The organism is Xanthobacter sp. BG11Y11_SDJG (assembly GCF_057364445.1).
In genome coordinates, this window is the sequence record NZ_JBNFNU010000005.1 from 26,819 (window position 1) to 41,696 (window position 14,878).

General features: G+C 63.2%; 14 protein-coding genes and 1 pseudogene. 14 read left to right on the plus strand and 1 reads right to left on the minus strand.

Annotated features, from left to right (window positions below; translation table 11 throughout):
• Positions 1–68 precede the first annotated feature (68 nt).
• The 5 genes from AC2W7M_RS01740 (at position 69) to AC2W7M_RS01760 (ending at position 4,450) form a co-directional block, all read left to right on the plus strand.
• On the plus strand, positions 69–458 hold the full coding sequence (locus AC2W7M_RS01740) for a hypothetical protein (RefSeq protein ID WP_486129564.1): 390 nt from the start codon (positions 69–71) through the stop codon (positions 456–458).
• A gap of 48 nt (positions 459–506) precedes the next feature.
• Positions 507–1,238, plus strand: coding sequence for a HupE/UreJ family protein (locus AC2W7M_RS01745; protein ID WP_486129566.1), 732 nt, complete (start codon positions 507–509; stop codon positions 1,236–1,238).
• Between the two features lie 20 nt (positions 1,239–1,258).
• Positions 1,259–1,915, plus strand: a complete 657-nt coding sequence (locus AC2W7M_RS01750) for a transmembrane anchor protein (RefSeq protein WP_486129568.1) — start codon at positions 1,259–1,261, stop codon at positions 1,913–1,915.
• A gap of 382 nt (positions 1,916–2,297) precedes the next feature.
• On the plus strand, positions 2,298–3,452 hold the full coding sequence (locus AC2W7M_RS01755) for a DUF262 domain-containing protein (protein ID WP_486129570.1): 1,155 nt from the start codon (positions 2,298–2,300) through the stop codon (positions 3,450–3,452).
• Positions 3,440–4,450, plus strand: coding sequence for an AlbA family DNA-binding domain-containing protein (locus AC2W7M_RS01760; RefSeq protein WP_486129572.1), 1,011 nt, complete (start codon positions 3,440–3,442; stop codon positions 4,448–4,450). The genes AC2W7M_RS01755 and AC2W7M_RS01760 overlap by 13 nt, the downstream gene beginning before the upstream one ends.
• Before the next feature lie 366 nt (positions 4,451–4,816).
• Here the strand turns inward: AC2W7M_RS01760 and AC2W7M_RS01765 are convergent, their stop codons facing one another.
• Positions 4,817–5,785 carry a DUF2971 domain-containing protein gene (locus AC2W7M_RS01765; protein ID WP_486129574.1) on the minus strand — a complete coding sequence of 323 codons (969 nt, stop codon included), beginning with the start codon at positions 5,783–5,785 and terminating at the stop codon, positions 4,817–4,819.
• A 143-nt stretch (positions 5,786–5,928) separates the two neighbouring features.
• On the opposite strand from AC2W7M_RS01765, the gene AC2W7M_RS01770 reads away from it, so the two are divergent.
• From AC2W7M_RS01770 to trbL, 9 genes and pseudogenes are all read left to right on the plus strand, one after another.
• Positions 5,929–7,563 carry an ATP-dependent nuclease gene (locus tag AC2W7M_RS01770; protein ID WP_486129576.1) on the plus strand — a complete coding sequence of 545 codons (1,635 nt, stop codon included), beginning with the start codon at positions 5,929–5,931 and terminating at the stop codon, positions 7,561–7,563.
• On the plus strand, positions 7,560–8,708 hold the full coding sequence (locus AC2W7M_RS01775) for a UvrD-helicase domain-containing protein (RefSeq protein WP_486129577.1): 1,149 nt from the start codon (positions 7,560–7,562) through the stop codon (positions 8,706–8,708). Before AC2W7M_RS01770 ends, AC2W7M_RS01775 begins: the two co-directional genes overlap by 4 nt.
• 243 nt (positions 8,709–8,951) lie before the next feature.
• Positions 8,952–9,938 carry a P-type conjugative transfer ATPase TrbB gene (gene trbB / locus AC2W7M_RS01780; RefSeq protein ID WP_486129579.1) on the plus strand — a complete coding sequence of 329 codons (987 nt, stop codon included), beginning with the start codon at positions 8,952–8,954 and terminating at the stop codon, positions 9,936–9,938.
• 29 nt (positions 9,939–9,967) lie between these two features.
• Positions 9,968–10,267 (plus strand): TrbC/VirB2 family type IV secretion system protein, encoded by a 300-nt coding sequence (locus AC2W7M_RS01785; RefSeq protein ID WP_486129590.1) that lies wholly within the window; start codon positions 9,968–9,970, stop codon positions 10,265–10,267.
• Positions 10,267–10,539, plus strand: a complete 273-nt coding sequence (locus AC2W7M_RS01790; protein ID WP_486129581.1) for a VirB3 family type IV secretion system protein — start codon at positions 10,267–10,269, stop codon at positions 10,537–10,539. Before AC2W7M_RS01785 ends, AC2W7M_RS01790 begins: the two co-directional genes overlap by 1 nt.
• 11 nt (positions 10,540–10,550) lie before the next feature.
• A pseudogene (gene trbE / locus AC2W7M_RS01795) lies at positions 10,551–12,979 on the plus strand (conjugal transfer protein TrbE).
• Positions 12,976–13,710: a P-type conjugative transfer protein TrbJ gene (gene trbJ / locus AC2W7M_RS01800; protein ID WP_486129583.1), complete on the plus strand. Its 735-nt coding sequence runs from the start codon at positions 12,976–12,978 to the stop codon at positions 13,708–13,710. The pseudogene trbE and the gene trbJ overlap by 4 nt, the downstream one beginning before the upstream one ends.
• Before the next feature lie 9 nt (positions 13,711–13,719).
• A complete protein-coding gene (trbK-alt, locus tag AC2W7M_RS01805) occupies positions 13,720–13,980 on the plus strand; it encodes a putative entry exclusion protein TrbK-alt (protein WP_486129585.1) in 261 nt (86 codons plus the stop codon).
• A partial coding sequence (gene trbL / locus AC2W7M_RS01810) for a P-type conjugative transfer protein TrbL (RefSeq protein ID WP_486129586.1) occupies positions 13,977–14,878 on the plus strand: 902 nt, incomplete at its 3' end. The genes trbK-alt and trbL, both read left to right, overlap by 4 nt.

Sequence of the window (14,878 nt, forward strand, 5' to 3'; positions counted from 1 at the left end):
ACAAGACGGTTGGGCAGCGGCTCTGTTCGACAACCTTTTGTTAGGATTTTCAGGGATAGTCCCAGGACATGCTGAATTGGACCCGCAGCTCAGCTTTTCGCCTCGTCATCGCGTTCGCGATGGCGCTCGGCCTGTTGCTGTCGTCCGTCGGCCGCTCTGCCTCCCACGACCCAATCGCGCTGGCGGCCGCCGAGGCTGCGCGGCATGCCGAGCTGGCGGTTCAGATCGCGGACCACGGCCATGTCCATGACGATGGATCGGAGGGCGAAAAAAGCCCTAGCCATTCCCATGGCCATAACCCGGCCGACCATTCGCACGAGACGCCTGGCACGCTGTCGCTGATGACAGCGCCCATGGTCCCCGCGGGCAGTGACTGGCACGCGCATCCACCGGTCTTCGCCGATCTCGGCACCTCGTTCCGGCACGAACGCCCTCCGCGCTCCATCTTCCTCGCATGATCGCGGCCGCGCAGGCGGCCTCCCTCATCTACGAAGATTGGAACACTCATGCACGGACCTGTTCATCAGGGCCCGCCGCGCACATGCGCGCGTCGGCGGTTTGCCCTTTCCTTCTTTGCCTCTTTCCTGGCCTTTCCGCTCCTCGCCGGCGCGGCCTTCGCGCACGCCGTCGCCGAGGGCGACAAGGGCTATATCCAGGAAATCACGGGCACCAACATCCTCCCCTTCATCTATCTCGGCGCCAAGCACATGGTGACGGGATACGACCATATCCTGTTCCTGCTCGGTGTAATCTTCTTCCTCTACAGGATGAAGCACATCGGCATCTATGTGAGCCTGTTCGCCCTCGGGCACTCCACCACCATGCTGCTCGGTGTCTATTTCAACGTCGGCATCAACAGCTACATCATCGATGCCATCATCGGCATGTCGGTGGTCTACAAGGCGCTCGACAATATGGGCGCCTACCAGAGGTGGTTCGGCTTCCAGCCCAACACCAAGATTGCGACCCTGATCTTCGGCTTCTTCCACGGCTTCGGCCTGTCGACGAAGATCATCGACTACAACATCTCGCCCGATGGCCTCTTGCCGAACCTCCTCGCCTTCAATGTCGGCGTGGAGATCGGCCAGCTCCTGGCGCTCGCCGCCATCCTGATCGTCATGGGCTTCTGGCGCAGGACGCCCAGCTTCTTCCGCCACGCCTACACCGCCAACGTCGTCATGATGACCGCCGGGTTCGTGCTGATCGGCTATCAGCTCACCGGCTGGTTCGTTTCCTGAGCTTCCCGAAAGGACCAACCATGTACAACACCGACATCCCGACCCGCGCCGAGCTGCCGACCTCCGCCCAGCTCCTGCGCTCGACCGTCATCGCGATCTTTGCCGCGGCGGCGATCCTCGTCACCATCGTGCTGCCGGCGGAATACGCCATCGACCCGACCGGCATCGGCCGCATGCTGGGGCTCGCCGAGATGGGCGAGATCAAGGCTCAGCTTGCCGAAGAGGCGCAGAAGGACCGCGCGGCGGGCCAGCAGGGGGCGGCTCCCGTTGCCGCTCCCACCCCGGACCGGCGCTCCGGCCTCCTCGACCGGATCTTTGCCGAACTCCTGATCGGCCCTGCGGCGGCCGAGACCACGCCGGCACGCCGGAGCGACGAAATGTCCATCACGCTGAAGCCCGGCGAAGGTGCCGAGGTGAAGATGGTGATGGCGCAGGGTGCAAAGGTGAACTTTTCCTGGACCGTCACTGGGGGCGTCGTGAACTACGACCTCCATGGCGACGGCGGCGTGCAGGAGACGAGCTACCAGAAGGGCCGCGGCGTGCCGGGTGCGGAGGGCGTGCTGGAAGCGGCTTTCGACGGCAACCACGGCTGGTTCTGGCGCAACCGCGGCACTACGGATGTGACCGTGACCCTGCGCACCAGCGGAAGCTACACCGAGATCAAGCGGGCGCTCTGACGAAGTCGCGGATGAAGGGGCTCCGCTCCGAAAGCGGAGCCCCTTGGGCGCCAACTCCGGACGTTGCCGCCTGGGCAAAGACCGGACGTTCGACGACGCCCTATATAGCACACGTGCCCTCCTGTGAGACCCGCGGAAGGCCGTTGGAGCCACCACTTGGTCGGTCGACTGCGATCGAAAGATTGAGGCAGCCGATTTCGAGAATCGACCGAGATTGGCGACCGCATTGTCCCGCAACGCGCTCCGAATGGCCGACGGCACTCCCTCTGTCTCGTGCAATATGCTCCGGAAAGACACTGATAGGTCGGCCCGCTATCCCGGACCTCAGTGGTCCCAGCCTATTGACCTCAGCGCATCACACCTCTTAGCAGTAGGGAAAAGCATGGGGGTGACAGTGGAAGTTTTTCGGACCACAGCGTACCCGTTGTCCTCGTTGGTCGAGGACATTGAGCAAGGCAAAATCGGGCTTCCAGACATCCAGCGCCCCTTCGTTTGGCCAAACAAGAACGTCCGAAACCTCTTCGACTCGCTTTATAGGGGCTACCCTGCAGGCTACCTCCTCTTTTGGGAGACTGGTGCCGACAGTGCAACGCGGACCATAGGAACGAAAGACCACCAAAAGCCTCCCACCGTTGCGATTGTCGATGGGCAACAGCGGCTTACATCATTGTTCGCCGTGCTTAAAGGCCGAGAAGTGCTGCGGGCCAGCTTCAAGAAGGAGCGCATCAAGATCGCGTTCAACCCGCTACAAGAGCGCTTCGACGTGACGGACGCCTCGATCGTTAAGGACAAGGCGTACATACCTGACATCACTGTTTTGTGGAGCAAGGGATTCAGCCTATTTAGCTTCGCGAAGACATTCGTGGACGAACTATCTGCAGTCAGGGAACTCACTCATGGCGAGATTGAGCGGATTATGTCGGCCATCGAGCGACTAAAGAACTTACCCGGATACTCATTCACGGCTTTGACGCTGAACGCAAGCGTAGATGCCGAAATGGTTGCAGAGATATTTGTCCGGATAAACGGCGAGGGAAAGAAACTTAATCAGTCTGACTTTATCATGACATTGATGTCAGTCTTTTGGGATAAGGGCCGCCAAGAGCTGGAAAATTTCGCGCAAATGGCTGCGGCATCGGGACAGGGCGAACCCACAGGCTACAATAATTTCCTGAAACCGTCGCCCGATCAACTACTCAGGGTTACGATTGGCTTGGGCCTGAAGCGTGCCCGGCTCCAGAATGTCTACAGCGCGTTGCGAGGGCGGGATGCAGCGACAGGTGAGATCGATGAGGCCAAACGCGATGCTCAGTTCGCCCAATTGACCGCAGCGCAGGCGAAGTCGCTGAACCTTGCCAACTGGCACCATTTTCTAAGTGCACTTACGCTGGCCGGATATCGTTACGAGGGCATGATTTCGTCCGAGACGGCGATCATTTATTCATACGTCCTCTATCTCATCGGCCTCGTCGACCATCGGATCGACCAGCAGCAATTGCGCCAGGCAATTGCGGAGTTTTCTTCATGGCGTCGCTGACGGGTCGCTACACTAGCAGCCCAGAGACGACGTTCGACTTCGATCTAGCCCAACTACGCGGACTGTCCCAAGGTGAGGCCTATCTTACGCGCCTACACGAGATTTGCGCGACCAGACTTACGAACGATTATTGGGAAATCACGCTTCCCAATGATCTCGCCACGTCGGCAGCACGCAGCCCATCGCGCTTCGCCTATCAGGCGTCACTGATCCTACTAGGAGCTCGGGCGCTCTACAGTCCGCTCAAGATTGCCGACATGGTCGATCCGGCAGTGAAGGGGACTAAATCAACCTTTGAGCAGCATCACCTCTTCCCCAGGGGCTATCTTGAAAAGCTTGGCATCAAGGACCTCAGGCAAGTAAACCAGATCGCCAACTTCGCGCTGGTTGAATGGCCCGCCAACCTTAAGATTAGTGATCAGGCACCCTCCGACTACGCTCCCGAGTTACATAGCAAGCTATCTCCCCAAGAAAGGGACGATATGATGCGTTGGCATGCTTTGCCATTGAATTGGTGGGAGATGCGGTTCGAAGATTTCCTGCGAGAGCGGCGGGTGCTAATGGCGCGATTGGTCCGCGACGCTTATCGGACCCTATGCGGAGATGCAAAGCCTGTTCCCGCCGCCAAAGTATCGGTCGAGGAGTTGATTGCTTCCGGTGAGAGTGATTCGGTCGAGTTTAAATCGACGCTGCGGACGAACCTCCACACGGGCCAGGTTGACGAGAAAATGCATCTCGCCGCACTTAAGACGATTGCGGGCTTCCTGAACGCTAAGGGTGGCTCGCTTGTAATCGGTGTTGCGGATGGCGGTAAAGTTCTCGGCCTTTCGGCGGATAATTTTCCGAACGACGACAAAATGGCCCTACACTTGGTAAACCTGATCCGAGATCGTCTCGGCGAGATTTTCCTTCCTTATGTCCACCCTCATTTCGATGACCAGGATGGAGGGCGCGTCATGATTGTCCAGTGCGAGAAGGGGCCGAAAGCGGCTTCGTGAAGGACGGCAACACTCATCGTTTCTTCGTCCGAGGAGCCAACGCAACCACTGAGCTATCCGGCAACGCTGTAACCGACTATGTGAAGGCGCGCTTCGTTTGATGCGTGCCCGATAGAACGAGAACGCCCGACGCCAGATCCTGCTGGATCGCGCCGATAGTGTTGAAAAAGTCCAGAACGTTTACTTGGAGGAGGACCTTAAGAAACAAAAATTCAATCTGATCTCAATTCGCAAAATATTCGTTACGCGCAGGCCGGCCATCAGGTTCGAATATTGCGCCCCCAAACGCTGATCAGAGTTTTCAACACTATCCGCCAGGAGCGGCCATTGGCTCGGCGACGGTGAGGCGACATTCAACGGCGTGTCTTAACGTGCCGGAGAGACCCCATGCTTCGGCTCCTCGACGTCCAGGTCCGAAAGCCAATCCAGGACATCGCGTGATCGCCTCGGCAATGACACGCACAGCTCATCTGTATCCAACGACGTCTTGACAAGGTCGAACGTGCCAGACCTGCGATAAATCTTGGAGAACTTTAACCCCTGCTGGCGCTTCTCCAGGGCCCGATAGACGGTGAACTGTACCGCGTTAGGGCATCTGAGCCCGAACACCACCTCGCTGAGTTCTAACGGATTGTCCTGGACCCCTCGGTCACCGATCAGCCGCCACTCGTTCTCGTATTTCCAGTCAGACGCCTTCCGCAGCAGTACCGCTTCGTCGACTTGAGCCTGGGCACCTGCCGCCCCGTCCAGCATGGACTCGACCAGGCTCGCCTTCACTAGCGGTTCGGCATCGTATTGGACCCTGTGCACCTCGGCGTCGTCCGGGATCGAATAGCCGATGCAGATGCCATTGTGCTGATCGCCGTAGTGGCTCCACATCAGCGGGCAGTCGGCGCGCGTGCCCAAGGCTACAATCCCCTTGTTGTAGCGCCGGAGAAGCTCGGCCTCGACCTCCGCGGCCAACAAGAGCTGCAGCGGGTCGTCGGCGGTAATCTCGGGGTTTGTGGCGTGGTAGCGAAGATCCTCCACGCGGCGCCTGAACGCCGATTGGCTCTGACGCGAGATGTGCGCGAGGGTCTTTGGCCCCCTGTAACGGATGGTCTTGGCCGCGGCCTTCAGCTCCGCCTCGACCCTCTGGACCAACAGGAGTTCGAGGACTCGTTCGAGGGCTTCATTGTCGATGTCCGGATCCAGCGTGGGTTTGGTGTCGAGCGGGTCGTTGAAGGTGCTCGGGTCGGCGAAATAGAGCCGATCTTCGACCAGCATGTCCAAGGTGTGGTGGCTGAAGGCGCGGTACTTATAGACGCGGTTAGGTCGTTCTTCGTTCGCGGCCATCGCCCCCCTCCTTGCTGGCCCAGACGGGCTCATCCCGCCATGATGGGTTGAACACCACGGCGGATTGGCCGGTGTTGTGGTAGCCTCACGTATATTACGAATCGCGGGTGCAGCGTTTCACGAACTGAGCATCGAGGGCGCGCATGAAGATCGCCAAGGTAAAAATCACCAACTTCAAGTGCTATGAGGAGACGTTTTCTCTCCAGCTCAACGACGCCCTGAACGTGATCGTCGGCGGCAACGAGTCCGGCAAGACCACCATCTTGGAGGCCATCCACATGGCACTGACCGGGATGCTTCACGGCCGCCTGCTCAAGAATGACCTGACTAGCTACCTCTTCAATCTGGCGGCCCAGCAGAAATACGTCGAGAGCCTCCGGACCGGCTCACCCCTGCCGCCGCCGGCGATCACCATCGAGCTGTTCTTCTCAGGGGACACGAGCGAACTGGCGGAGCTGGAAGGCAACGGCAACTCGGAGAACATCACGGCCAGTGGCGTAGTCTACCGCGTGGAGTTCGACGAGGAAAACTACAAGGGCCCCTACGAAGCGCTGGTGGCGGCGGGCGAGCTGACCTCGATCCCGGTCGAATACTACACCGCCACTATGCGGTCGTTTGCGCGGAAGGGGATTACCGCGCGCAACATCCCGATCAAGTCCGCCCTGATCGATTCATCGAGCACCCGGCTGCAAAACGGGTCCGACGTTTATGTGTCGCGGATCATCCGCGATGTGCTGGAGGAGACCGAGCGCGCCTCGATTTCACAGGCACACCGGAAGCTGAAGGAGGCCTTCGTCAAGGACGAGAACCTGCAGCTGATCAATGAGCGCATCACCAAGGCCGCAAAGATCAGCCAGAAGTCGGTCTCGATCTCGGTCGACCTATCGTCCCAGACCGCCTGGGAGAGCAGCCTGATGACCTACATCGACTTCGTCCCCTTCCAGTACATCGGCAAGGGCGAGCAATGCGTCATCAAGACCAAGCTGGCCCTCAGCACCAAGAAGAGCGCCGAGGCCACGGCCATCCTGCTGGAGGAGCCGGAAAACCACCTGTCGCACGCGCGGCTCAACGAGTTGATCGCGGACCTGACCGCGCAGCACGGCGAAAAGCAGATCATCGTCTCGACCCACAGCAGCTTCGTGGCCAACAAGCTCGGTCTCGACCACCTGATCGTGCTGCGCGACGGCAAGGTGGTCCGGATTTCGGAGCTGGAGGCCAGCGACTTCTTTAAAAAGCTGGCAGGGTACGACACCCTTCGCCTGACCTTGGCCAAGAAGGCAATCCTGGTGGAAGGCGACTCCGACGAGTTGGTGGTGCAACGGGCCTATATGGACGCGAACGACCGACGCCTTCCCATCCAGGACGGGATCGACGTCATCTCGGTCGGCACGGCTTTCCTGCGCTTCCTGGAGCTGGCCAAGGAATTGAAGATTCCGGTGGCCGTCGTCACCGACAACGACGGTGATCCTGCAGCACTCGACAAGAAATACGCCGCCTTCAAGGACGAGGCCTCGATCAGAATCTGCTTCGACCCTGTTGTCGACACCGGGACGCTGAAGGTCAAGGACAAGGCCTTCAACTACAACACCCTAGAGCCAAAGATCCTGAAGGCGAACAGCCTGGAGACCCTCAACACGATCCTGGAGACCGACGCGAAGTCCGAGGACGACCTTCGCCTTTATATGCGTTCGAACAAGACCGAGAGCGCGCTTGCGATCTTTAGCGCGACTTCGGTGATCGCCTATCCGGACTACATTTTGCAGGCCATCGCGCCGTGATCGGCGCGAACAGGCTCGTCATCGCGGCGGCCGGCTCAGGCAAGACCACCTATCTCGTCGAGCAGGCGCTGAAGATCAGGGACCAGCGCGTTCTGATCACCACCTACACCGAGTCCAACGAGGCGGAGATTCGTCAGAAGTTCTTCGACCTGGCTGGCCGCATCCCGGCGAACGTCGTGATCACGACCTGGTTCAGCCTTCTGATCACCCACGGAGTATTGCCGTTTCAAGGCGGCGTGTTCGACTTTCCGGTCAGGGGCATGCTCCTGGTCCAGTCTCAATCCGCAGTCCGCTTCGTCGATCGCCGGGGCATTGCGGTGTGCTGGCCCGACAATGACATCGCCAGGCACTATTTCGATCCCCGGAGGCAAGTCTACTCCGACAAACTGGCGAAGCTGGTGATCCGCTGCAACGAGAGGAGCGGGGGCGCGGTCATTGACAGGCTCAGCCGGGTGTTTCCCCACGTTTTCGTCGATGAGGTCCAGGACCTCGCCGGCTATGACCTCGACATCCTGGAGGCGCTGGCGCGCAGCCGTGTCCGTCTGCTGATGGTTGGTGATCCCCGACAGGTGACCTACCTGACCCACAACGAGCGCCGGCTAGCGAGATACGCCGACGGCGGCATCGCCGACTTCCTGCAGACGCTCCCTCAAAAGCTAAAGATCGAAATCGACGACACGAGCCTGAACCGTTCGCATCGCAACAGCGCCGTCATCTGCGCGGTCTCCTCGCGGCTATTTCCAGCCTTGGCGGCCACGCAGGCCTGCGACTGTGCCTCGTGTCGGCAGTCGCCGCCTGCGCACGCGGGCATGTTCCTGCTGCGGAGAGCTGACTATGCCGAGTACCTGGCGACCGTCAGGCCGATGCAGCTCCGCGACAAGATCACCAGCAGCGGCGTCGACCCGGCGTCGCCGGTGATGAACTTCGGAGAATCTAAAGGGCGCGGGTTCGATCACGTCGTGATCCTCCCAACGGGCCCGATGCAGAAGTGGCTTGCCGATCCCCAAACCGCATTGGCCGCGCAGAGCCGGGCAAGGCTCTATGTTGCCATCACCCGCGCCCGACACAGCGTAGCCATCGCCATGGACTGGAAAGCAGCCTCGCTGCCGCCAGGCTTTTCGCTCTACGAGCGGCCAGCCTTCTGATTCTGATATCTGGCGGTCCTAAGACGCCAGCTTCTGCGCTAAAGGCGGACTTTCCCAACGTCCCCTAAGGTCACTCCGGTAGCTGCCGTCAAGTGCCGAGGACGCGCGCCACTCCGATTTTAGGTAATCGCACGCCAGACTGCGATGCCGGCGTTCCGTTGTTGAATCTCCTCCAATTCCCCCTTCTTTAATCGTCCCCGTCCGGGAAGCCCCTGCATCGTTCCCGGCGTCGGCGGGGATGACATGGCGGCTTCAGCTCACAATCCGGAGAGCCTGACACGCGGGGTGCGCATGCTGCGCACCGCGCTCGGCCCTGTGATCTCCCGCCTTCTGGATGACGCCACTGTCGTCGAGGTCATGCTCAACCCGGACGGGCGGCTCTGGGTCGACCGCTTGTCCGAAGGTCTCGCCAACACAGGCCAGAAGCTGGCCCCCGGCGACGCCGAGCGCATCATCCGCCTCGTCGCGCACCATATCGGCGCCGAGGTGCATGTCGGTGCCCCGCGGCTCTCTGCCGAGCTCCCCGGGACGGGAGAGCGCTTTGAAGGTCTGCTCCCGCCCGTCGTGGCCGCCCCGACCTTTGCGATCCGCAAGCCAGCCGTCGCCGTGTTCACCCTCAACGACTACGTCGCCGCCGGCACCATATCTGCGCAGCAGGCCGAGGCTCTCCGTCACGGGGTCGCTTCCCGTGCCAACATCCTGGTGGCCGGCGGAACCTCCACCGGCAAGACCACCCTCACCAATGCCCTCCTCGCGGAGGTGGCCAAGACCTCCGAACGTGTCATCCTCATCGAAGACACGCGCGAGCTCCAGTGCGCCGCGCCCAACCTGGTGGCGCTGCGCACCAAGGACGGCGTCGCCTCGCTCTCCGATCTCGTGCGCTCGTCGCTCCGGCTGCGGCCCGACCGCATCCCAATCGGTGAGGTCCGAGGTGCGGAGGCCCTGGACCTCCTGAAGGCCTGGGGGACGGGCCATCCCGGTGGCATCGGCACCATCCATGCGGGCAGCGCCATGGGCGCCCTGCGCCGGCTGGAGCAGCTCATCCAGGAAGCTGTCGTTGTAGTCCCTCGGGCCCTGATCGCCGAGACCATCAACCTCATCGCTGTGCTCTCCGGTCGCGGCACCGCGCGCCGGCTCTCCGAGCTCGCCCGCGTCGAAGGGCTCGGCCCCGACGGCGACTACCGGGTCTCTCCCGCCTCCCCGCCTGCCGAAGAAGGAACCTCCCCGTGACGCCGATCCCGATTTCCCTCCATCGCCGCTTGCTGCGAATCGCTGCTGCAATCGCCGCCTTCGCCTGCGCGGTGTCTGCCGCCCACGCCTCCGGCTCCTCCATGCCCTGGGAGACGCCGCTACAGTCCATCCTGGAGTCCATCCAGGGGCCGGTGGCCAAGATCATCGCGGTGATCATCATCATCTCGACCGGTCTCGCGCTCGCCTTCGGCGACACCTCGGGCGGGTTCCGGCGGCTGATCCAGATCGTCTTCGGCCTCTCCATCGCCTTCGCTGCCTCCAGCTTCTTCCTGTCCTTCTTCTCCTTCAGCGGCGGAGCGCTGGTCTGATGGCGGGCAATGCCGGCGATGTGCCGGGCTTCTCCGTCCCGGTGCATCGGGCGCTCAGCGAGCCGATCTTACTGGGCGGCGCGCCACGGGCGCTCGCCATCTTCAACGGCACGCTCGCCGGCGCCGTCGGGCTGGGGCTGAGGCTCTGGCTCGTGGGCCTCGCGCTCTGGGCGATTGGTCATCTCACCGCGGTCTGGGCCGCCAAGCGCGATCCGCTTTTCGTCGACGTGGTGCGCCGGCATCTGCGCATCCCCTCCCATTTGTCGGTCTGAGGGCGCACACCATGATGAACCTCGCCGAGTATCGCCGACGCGGGAGCCGGCTCGCGGACTACCTGCCGTGGGCGGCCCTCGTTGCCCCAGGCATCGTCGTCAACAAGGATGGCAGCTTCCAGCGCACGGCGCGCTTCCGCGGCCCGGACCTTGATTCCGCTGTGCCGGCCGAGCTGGTGGCGGTGGCTGGCCGCCTTAACAGCGCCTTCCGCCGCCTCGGCTCCGGCTGGGCACTGTTCGTGGAAGCCCAGCGGCATGAGGCGGGGACCTATCCTGAGAGCATCTTCCCCGATCCCGCCTCGGCGCTGGTCGATGCCGAGCGCAAGGCAAGCTTCGCGGAGGCCGGCAGCCACTTCGAGTCGAGCTATTTCCTCACCTTCGCGTGGCTGCCGCCGGCGGAGGATACGGCGCGGGCGGAGCGCTGGCTCTATGAGGGCCGCGCACACGACGGCGTCGATCCGCATGAGGCTCTTAGCGCCTTCGTCGACCGCACGGACCGGGTACTCCGGCTGGTCGAAGCCTTCATGCCGGAGTGCCGATGGCTCGATGACGCCGAGACCCTAACCTATCTCCACGGTTGCGTCTCGACCCGGCGCCAGCGCGTCCGTGTCCCCGAGACGCCTATGTACTTGGACGCGCTCCTCGCCGATCAGCCGCTCACCGGCGGGCTGGAGCCCATGTTGGGCACGGAGCACTTGCGTGTCCTCACCATCGTGGGTTTTCCCACGGCGACGACGCCGGGGATCCTCGACGACCTCAATCGGCTCGCCTTTCCCTATCGCTGGTCGACCGCGCCATCCTCATCGACAAGACCGACGCCACCCGGCTCCTCACGAAGATCCGCCGGCAGTGGTTCGCCAAGCGCAAGTCCATCGCCGCCATCCTGAAGGAGGTGATGACCAACGAGGCCTCGGTGCTGGTGGACTCGGATGCCGCCAACAAGGCGGAGGACGCCGACCTCGCCCTGCAGGAGCTCGGCGCCGACCTTGGCGGCATCGCCTATGTCACCGCCACGGTGACGGTCTGGGACGTCGATCCGCGTATCGCGGATGAGAAGCTTCGGCTGGTGGAGAAGGTGATCCAGGGCCGGGACTTCACGGTCATGGTCGAGACTCTCAATGCGGTGGATGCCTGGCTCGGCAGCCTCCCGGGGCACGTCTATGCCAATGTCCGCCAACCGCCCGTCTCCACCCTCAACCTCGCACACATGATCCCGCTCTCCGCGGTCTGGGCGGGCGATGCACGGGACGCGCATTTTGCGGCGCCGCCCTTGTTCTACGGCAAGACGGAAGGCTCGACCCCGTTCCGCTTCTCCCTCCATGTCGGGGATGTCGGCCACACCCTAGTGGTGGGGCCGACCGGCACTGGCAAGTCCGTGCTGCTGGCGCTCATGGCCTTGCAGTTCCGGCGCTATGCCGGCTCGCAGGTGTTCGCCTTCGATTTCGGCGGCAGCATCCGGGCGGCGGCCCTCGCCATGGGTGGCGGCTGGCACGATCTAGGCGGAAGCCTCGCCGAGGAGAGCATCGCGCTCCAGCCACTTTCCCGTGTGGACGAACTGCCCGAGCGGACATGGGCTGCCGACTGGATCGTAACGATCCTGACCCGCGAAAGCCTCTCGGTTACGCCGGAGGTGAAGGAGCATGTCTGGTCGGCGCTCACCTCGCTGGCCTCGGCCCCGGTAGACGAGCGCACCCTGACCGGTCTCGCCGTCCTGCTCCAATCCAATGTCCTGAAGCAGGCCCTGCGGCCCTATTGCATCGGCGGTGCCCATGGCCGGCTGCTCGATGCCGAGGCCGAGCATCTGGGGCAGGCGTCCGTCCAGGCCTTCGAGACCGAGGGGCTGATCGGCACCAGCGCGGCCCCGGCCATTCTCTCCTACCTGTTCCACCGCATCGAAGACCGGCTCGACGGATCGCCAACCCTCCTCATCATCGACGAGGGCTGGCTCGCCCTCGATGACCCGGGCTTCGCCGGCCAGCTGCGGGAATGGCTCAAGACCCTGCGCAAGAAGAACGCCAGCGTGGTGTTCGCCACTCAGTCCCTCTCGGATATCGACGGCTCGGCCATCGCCCCGGCCATCATCGAGAGCTGCCAGACCCGCCTGCTGCTCCCCAACGAGCGGGCCGTCGAGCCCCAGATCACCGCCATCTACCGGCGCTTTGGCCTCAACGACCGGCAGATCGAGATCCTCGCACGGGCGACGCCGAAGCGGGACTATTACTGCCAGTCCCGGCGCGGAAACCGCCTGTTCGAGCTCGGCCTGTCGCAGGTGGCGCTCGCTTTGTGTGCCACCTCGTCCAAGACCGATCAGGCCGCGCTCTCGCAGATTTTTGCCGAGTACGGGCGCGACGGCTTCCTTGCCGCCTGGCTGCGCCATCGCGGCCTCGGCTGGGCCGCCGACCTCATTCCCACCCTCGACAATCTGGAGACACGCACATGATCCGCGGCTCATTGCGGGCGGCGCTCGTCGCCGCGCCGCTCCTTGTGTGTCCGCTCGCGCCGGCCGCGGCACAATATGTGGTCTACGACCCCTCCAACTATGCGCAGAACGTCCTTCAGGCGGCCCGCGCCCTCCAGCAGGTGACCAACCAGATCACCTCGCTGCAGAACGAAGCGCAGATGCTGATCAACCAGGCCCGCAATCTTGCGAGCCTGCCATACTCTTCCCTCAGCGCGCTCCAGCAGTCGGCCCAGCGCACCCAGCAGTTGCTCGGGCAGGCCCAGAAGATCGCCTATGACGTCACCGCCATCGACCGGGCGTTTCAGGGCCAGTATGGCTCGGTCTCCCTGAGCAGTTCGGATGCCGCCCTTGTCACCCAGGCGAAGAGCCGCTGGGAGACCACGGTCGCCGGCCTCCAGGATGCGCTGCGGGTGCAGGCGGGCGTCGTCGGCAATCTCGACATCGGCCGCTCGCAGGCCTCGACACTGGTCGGCCAGAGCCAGGCGGCGAGCGGCGCCCTGCAGGCCATGCAGGCGGGCAACCAGCTCCAGGCGCTCCAGGCGCAGCAGCTCTCCGACCTCACCGCCGTGGTCGCTGCCAATGGCCGGGCACAGGCCCTGTCCGAGGCCGAGCGCGCCACCGCGGTCTCGGAGGGCCAGGAGCGCTACCGGCGCTTCTCCACCCGGTCGAGCTACCAGCCCTCCGCCGTCACCATGTTCCGCGGGAACTGAGGGGCGGCCATGGACCAAAGCACCGCACTCAGAACCCTCGTCGTTGCCGGGCTGGTCGGGTCGGTGATCGCGGCCTTGGCCATGGCTGCCGGCCGGGAGACGGAGCCGGTCACTGCGATCAGCGTGAAGGCAGGTGACGTCTCCTCGGCCGATCTCAAGAGCTGCGCCACGGTTGAGATGGCCGATGCCATCGACCCGCGGTGCGCCGCGCTCTGGGAAGCCAACCGCCGCCGCTTCTTCGGCAAGCCCGTGGAGGGAGCTGCGCCATGAACGATGTCGGCGTCATCGATACCTTCCTCAACACCTTCACCAGCTACATCGATTCCGGCTTCGGCCTGATCAGGGGCGAAGTGACGGGCCTCTCCTCCATCCTGATCGCCCTCGACATCACCCTCGCCGGCCTGTTCTGGGCCTGGGGCGCGGACGAGGACGTGATGCGCCGGCTGGTGCGCAAGACCCTCGCTATCGGCTTCTTCGCCTGGATCATCGGCAACTTCAACGCACTCGCCAAGATCGTGTTCGAGAGCTTCGCTGGGCTCGGCCTCAAGGCCGGCGGCTCCACTATCAGCACGGCGGAGTTCCTGCGGCCGGGGCGCCTCGCGGAAGTGGGGCTCACCGCGGGCCAACCGCTGCTCGATGCGGCGAGCCAGCTCACCGGACCCGTGGCGCTCTTTGTCAATGCCGTGCAGATCGCCGTTCTGCTGATCTCCTGGCTGCTGATCCTGATCGCCTTTTTCATCCTGGCGGTGCAGCTCTTCGTCAGCCTCATCGAGTTCAAGCTGACGACGCTCGCCGGCTTCGTCCTCATTCCCTTCGCCTTCTTCGGCAAGACCGCCTTCCTCGCCGAGAAAGTGCTCGGCAACATCGTCGCCTCCGGCGTCAAGGTGATGGTTCTCGCCGTCATCGTCGGCATCGGCTCCGGGCTGTTCTCTGAGTTCACAACCTCCTATGGCGATGCCCAGCCGACCATCAGCCAGGCCCTGTCCGCCGTGCTGGCGGCACTGGCGCTGCTCGGTCTCGGCATCTTCGGGCCTGGGATTGCCACCGGCCTGATCACCGGCGCGCCGCAGCTGGGCGCGGGTGCAGCCGTTGGGACCGGCCTTGCTGCGGGAGGTGCTGCGCTCGCGGGCGCCGGCGCGCTGGCCTCGCGGTGCGTAAGAGCAGGTGC